Source organism: Thermoplasmatales archaeon, from assembly GCA_014361245.1.
GTDB lineage: Archaea > Thermoplasmatota > E2 > UBA202 > JdFR-43 > JACIWB01.
Map to the genome: position 1 here is coordinate 1 of JACIWB010000060.1, position 5,979 is coordinate 5,979.

A 5,979-nucleotide genomic window follows, 5' to 3' on the forward strand; every position below is an offset into this window, starting at 1 on the left:
CTGAAAAGATAGAACATTTTGATAACTATTTTCCAAGCAAGAGATGGAAAATAAAACATGTGAAGCTCTGGTTTTCCATTTATGTTTTCTATTATAATTTGATAGAGCCATCAGAGTTTATCCAATAACTACAGTTTTTTATTGTAGAGTGGTAAAAATGGATAATGAATATGAAAGATTTATAGTAGCATTGCAGGAGGTAATGCAATGCTAAAGTTACAGCGCCGAAATTCCTCCAATAAATTTATATGGTTAATTTTATTAAAAATGGAGATGGAATTTATAAAAATTAAAAATATTAAGCCAAATAGAATTATTGCAAGAGAGTATCAAATTAACATTTTCAATTCTGTAATAAATAAAAACTCTCTTGTGGTTTTACCAACAGGTTTAGGAAAAACAATTATAGCTATAATGCTCATCGCAAAAAAAGTTGAGAAAGGAAAAGTTTTATTTCTTGCCCCCACAAAACCATTGTGTGAGCAACATTACAGCAATTTAAATGAATTAATTGAAGGAAAAAAGATTTTTCTTATAACCGGTGAAAAAACAAAAAAGGATAAAAGAATTGAAATTTACATTGAAGGAGATATAATTGTTGCAACACCCCAGACAATAAAAAATGATATTGAATTAATTGATTTCAAAAAATTCAGTTTGACTGTTTTTGATGAAGCACATCGGGCAGTTGGAAATTATGCATATGTTGAAATAGGCAAGAAATGCATTGAAAATAATGTTCAAGTTCTTGCTTTAACTGCATCGCCTGGAAGCAATATTAAAAGACTGATGGAGGTAATAAAAAATCTTGGAATAGAGAATATAGAGGCAAGAACAGATGAGGATGAGGATGTTAAGCCATATGTTGGTGAAAGGAATATAAAATGGAAAATAGTTGAGATGCCAGAAGAAACAAAGGGAATTGTTAGAGATATAGATGATATGATAAATGATTTTTTTGTTGAAATGAATAAATATATAAAAATATCTTTTTCTCCAAAAAAGGTTACAAAAAAAATGCTTCTTAGTCTGCAAAATAGCCTGCAAAAAAGAATAAGTGGAGGAGGAAGCATATACAATGCAATAACAACAATAGCAACCATACTTAAGCTATATCATCTTAAGGAAATGCTTACAAGTCAGGGTATTGATTCAGCAAAAAATTATGTAAGAAAAATAGAGAAGGATTTTTCAAGATCAGGGAAGAAAATAAGGATGAATCAAAAATATATAAAGATAAGGAAGAAAATAATCAATGCGGTTGAAAATCCAAAACTTGAAATAACAAGAAGAATTGTAGAAAACCATCTTGCAAAAAATAGGAATGCACGCATAATAATATTTGCTGAATATCGCGATACAATAGAAACAATAATATCATATCTAAAAAAATATGGAATAGATTCTTTAAAGTTTATAGGTCAGGCAAAAAGCGAGGGAAATGGAATGAGCCAGGAAGAGCAAAAAGAAGTTATAAGTAAATTCAGAAAAGGCGAGTGCAACATTCTCGTCTCAACAAGTATAGGAGAGGAAGGCATAGATATTCCATCAACAAGCCTTGTAATTTTTTATGAGCCCGTGGCGAGCGCAATAAGGCACATCCAGCGGAGGGGGAGGACAGCTAGGGGCGGCATGCCGGGGGAAGTTGTAATAATTATAATGAAGGGTTCAAGAGATGAGGCATATTACTGGAGCAGTAAAAGAAAGGAAGAAAAGATGATGATGCAGATTAAAAGATTAGGGAATTTAATAAAGAAGAGAGAGATGGTGGGGCAGACAAAAATTGATTGGTTCCAATAAAAATTTAATATCTGAAATATATAATTTTATGAAAAAATATGCTTTGTTGATTGTATTTATTCTTCTGCTACCTGATGCAATTCCAGATGATTTCATCGTTGATGGAGGAAGCATACAGAGTGCAATAAATTCCGCAAAAGAGGGAGATACGATATTTATAAAAGAAGGAGTATATAGGGAAAATATAGTTGTTGATAAAAGTTTAAAAATTTATGGAATTGGTAGAGTGGTTATAGATGGATGCGGTAAAACTGCTATAAAAATAAAGGGAGATTTTGTAAGTATATCAAATATTGAATTTTTCAATTCAAGCGATGCAATAATTTTATTTGAAGGAGAGAATTGCTCAATTGAAAAATCAAAAATTTATAGAGGGAGATATGGAATAGTTGGGAATGCAACTTATATAAAAGATTGTGTAGTTTTTGAATGCGGCGGGGGCATTTCAGCAAACAACAGCTTTCTGGAAAATTGTGAGATATATAAATGCGGGATAGGTGTGGAGCTAATTCAAAAAAATAAAGTTTTAAACTGCAAGATTTATACTTGCGGGATCGGGGTATATGGAGAACAATCTTCAGAAAATATAATTGAAAAATGCAGTGTGTATAAATGCAACAATAATCAGGGAGAAATATTTTTTATAAATTCAATTTCAAATACAATAAAAGATTGTAATATAAGTTATGGAAGTTTTGGAATAAAAATTGTTTGCTCAAAAGAAATTGAAATAAAAGATTGCAGAATAATTGACAGCAGATATGGTTTAAAGCTCGAAGAATCTGAGGGTATAAAAGTGAATAAATGCCTTATAAAAAGCTGCAGATTTGGAGTATCGCTTGAAAAAAGCAGGAATATTTCAATAAATTACAATGACATAATTGAAAGTGAGATGTATTCAATAGAATCTTCCTATTCTTTCTGTGATGCAAGGAGAAATTACTGGGGAAAAATTTTTCCAAATAATTTTCATAGAAAATTAAGCATGATAAAATGCATTCCATGGCTTCTTGAGCCAATATATAAAGAGAACTTTTCCATGGAAATTTATAGAAGGGATGAAAAAAGAATTGATGAAATGAATAAAAAAATAGATTTTTTAAAAATTGAAACAGATGATTTTGACCCTCTGGTGGATATAAATGTGGGGGTGAAAATAGAAAGAATAAGGTTTCCAAAAAAAGAGAAATTTGAAATTTTAATAGATGGGAATAGAAATAGCAGTATATTTTATGGAGATGAAAATCCAGAAGTTATATTCTGGCAGAATGTCGACGATAAAAAGCAGTTTGTTGAAATTTCATTTATTTCAGATTTTAAAAGATTTAATATTTTTTATGATTTAGCAACTGGAAGCTGGTTTGGAGACGATTTTATCGGAGATGGGGATGGCTACGGGCATATAAGATTTTCAAATTATGAAATATGGTTTGATGTAACATATAATGATTATGATAATGATAGACTAACCTACTGGGAAGAAATAAATATCTATCATACAAATCCTTATGAAAGTGATTATGGAATTGATTATGATAATGATGGAGTTTCTATTGAATGGGAAGATAAATATGGCTATAGCCCTTTTTCAGCGGAAAATCATTCATTGCTTGACCCAGATAATGATGGGTTGAGCAATCTGGAGGAGTATTACATGAGATATAATTTATCTAATCCTTTTGCAAAAGATATTTTTATTGAAATAGATTATATGCCTCAATATAGAATATACAATGAAAGCATCCAGATGCTTTATGATGCTTTTTCAAAACATAACATAGCGCTCCATATTGAAGTTGATGATGAACTTCCATATTTTGAGAGGATATATTATAAGGAGGCAAGGGATTTTTACTGGAATTATTTTTTAAATTATGATGTAAATAATCCAAAACATGGAATATACCATTATATAATCCTTGTTGCATATGGTCCAGGGGCAAGAGGGGGAAACGCTTTTGTTGGTTTTGATAATTGTGATTCTATTTTACTTGCATGCCGGTATATAAATGATTGGAGGGTTGGAGAAAAGAGAAAGATAGCATATGCAAGCCTTCTAATGCATGAGTTGGGACATAATCTCGGGTTATTTGAAGATGATTTTGGAGGAATAGATAATGAAAGTTGCAACGCCCCCTGGCTGGCGGGCTACTGGAAATATGCAAATTATAAAAGTTGCCTAAATTACAGATATTCTTTTGAATTGATTGATTATTCGGATGGAGGAAATGGAATAAATGATTTCAACGACTGGGATAAAATAGATTTGTCGTTCTTTAAAAATTCTTACTATTATGAATAAGATAGAATGGCCCAAAAATCACATATATAATTGTTGAAAAAAGGAGAAGATAGATAAACTCTCTTAAACCAGTCATTGCAAGAAATATTATTATTACTGCAAAAATTGAGTTATATCTTTCAATTCTTGGATAGGGAATGCTTAAAACCATTAGGAAAGATAGTATTAAAAATGCTGTATATAAAAGAAATAATGGAAGATTTAAATAGGAAATGCAGAGCAATATTATCGCGCTGGCAGGTGTTGTGAGACCATTGAAAAAATTTTTTTCACCTATATGATATGAAATGAGATGGAGAATGCCAAAAATTAAAAAAATTGAGGAGAGAGAAAGAAAAATGGGATTAATTATTTTTATTTCGTATTTTAAAAAGGCAAAAATGCATGGAGAAACACAAAATGAAACAGTATCGGAAAATTCATCCATATATTTTCCAACAAAACTCCCAAATTTTCTTGCAACAATTCCATCCAAGCCATCGGCGAGAACCGATATTAAAATAAGAATAAAGGCAGTATAAAAACTCCCTTTAATTGAATAAAATATCGAAATTAAACCACTTATACCATTTATTATAGTGAATGAATCAGCAAATGATATTTTCCACATTATGCTATTTTTCAACATAAAAATGCCGCGGGAGGGGGTCGAACCCTCGACCTTGCGGTCTTCAGCCGCACGCTCTCCCAGCTGAGCTACCGCGGCTTTTTATGATTTCATCGAGCTTTGCCAATCTCTCGAGCGTTCTATTCAATATATTCTGGAAATGGTTTATAAATTCTTCTGTCTTATCTGTTGATGTTGCCCCGCTTGTTGTAGCCTTTATTAACCCGTTTTTTTCAAGAATTCTTAAAGAGTATCTTACTTTATGCGTTGGCAAACCTGTAAGGCTCGATATTTTTATTATCCCAACTGGTCCCTCATTTTTTACTATCAGTAGAACTTTCAGATGTCTTTCAACAACATCTATATTCTCCTGCAATTTTTCAACAAAGTTTTTTTCTTCCACGAACATAATAAAAAATTAATTAAAAATATTATGCTTTTTTAATTTCTATTTTGCAGGGCGTGGGAATTTTTGCATTTGCTCTTTTAAGAGCTTCTTTTGCCCCTTCTATATGTTCAGGATTTGTCCATATTGAAATTATTTTCTGCCCTTCCTTAACCTGAGCTGCGGTTCCAACAGGCTTGCCATATGATTTCCTCATTCCCTGCGAAACCCTGTCGGCGCCCGCACCTGTTGCCTGCTTGTTTTCCCTTACTACTACATGAGGATAAACCCTTACTTTCATGCGGTAATTTGATTTGCCAGCCGCCTGCATTATGTATCTGTTGGCTGCTATACGCGCTGCTTCAAGAGCTCTGTGCAAAATGTTGCATTTTTCTTTTGCTATAAGGGATATTTCTACAGGAAACTCCTGGCTGAGATTTCCCAAATCAAACTGCGTTATTCTTGGAGCAGGCACACCACCTATATACTCCTTTCTCGTAGTAACCCTGCCTCTTATGTCACGATACATTCTTGCGGGCTTTCTTGCCATGAAGTTATAGAAGGCATATATTTATGATTTTCTGCTTTTGCTATGGCTTTGTTTTAATAATTTTTCTTTTAAATGTTGTGTTGCACAACTAGTGGAAGCCATACTTCCACTAAATTTTGAAAAAAACTGGGCTTTTTACAAATTGATGAGCATGGCATAGAACACAAATTTCAATTCGAGAAAAATGTTTCTTTAGCCTTTTGCTTTTGTGAAGCATTTTCTCTTGTTTTGATGATTGGCTCTATTCCCTGCTTTTTTAGATAACTAAAATTCTTTCTGCTATCATAGGATTCATTTCCGTCATCCTCTCTATTTTTTTATTGCCAATGGTTCTC

The 5,979-nt window shown here is 32.2% G+C and carries 5 protein-coding genes and 1 tRNA gene; 2 read left to right on the forward strand and 4 right to left on the reverse strand.

Features of this window, described 5'->3' with window-relative positions; genetic code table 11:
- The first annotated feature begins 273 nt into the window (after positions 1-273).
- Complete coding sequence (locus tag H5T45_07085; protein MBC7129470.1) at positions 274-1,800, forward strand: DEAD/DEAH box helicase family protein; 1,527 nt, start codon at positions 274-276, stop codon at positions 1,798-1,800.
- A 28-nt stretch (positions 1,801-1,828) separates the two neighbouring features.
- Complete coding sequence (locus H5T45_07090) at positions 1,829-4,102, forward strand: hypothetical protein (protein ID MBC7129471.1); 2,274 nt, start codon at positions 1,829-1,831, stop codon at positions 4,100-4,102.
- Here H5T45_07090 and H5T45_07095 read toward each other — a convergent pair.
- The 4 genes from H5T45_07095 to rplJ all read right to left on the reverse strand — a co-directional run bounded on the left by H5T45_07095 (position 4,077) and on the right by rplJ (position 5,644).
- Positions 4,077-4,730, reverse strand: a complete 654-nt coding sequence (locus H5T45_07095; GenBank protein MBC7129472.1) for a CDP-alcohol phosphatidyltransferase family protein — start codon at positions 4,728-4,730, stop codon at positions 4,077-4,079. The two genes, H5T45_07090 and H5T45_07095, sit on opposite strands and share 26 nt — an antisense overlap.
- A 5-nt stretch (positions 4,731-4,735) precedes the next feature.
- A tRNA-Phe gene (locus tag H5T45_07100) sits at positions 4,736-4,808 on the reverse strand.
- On the reverse strand, positions 4,774-5,073 hold the full coding sequence (locus tag H5T45_07105) for a hypothetical protein (GenBank protein MBC7129473.1): 300 nt from the start codon (positions 5,071-5,073) through the stop codon (positions 4,774-4,776). Before H5T45_07105 ends, H5T45_07100 begins: the two co-directional genes overlap by 35 nt.
- 67 nt (positions 5,074-5,140) lie before the next feature.
- Positions 5,141-5,644 carry a 50S ribosomal protein L16 gene (gene rplJ, locus H5T45_07110; GenBank protein ID MBC7129474.1) on the reverse strand — a complete coding sequence of 168 codons (504 nt, stop codon included), beginning with the start codon at positions 5,642-5,644 and terminating at the stop codon, positions 5,141-5,143.
- Positions 5,645-5,979 lie beyond the last annotated feature (335 nt).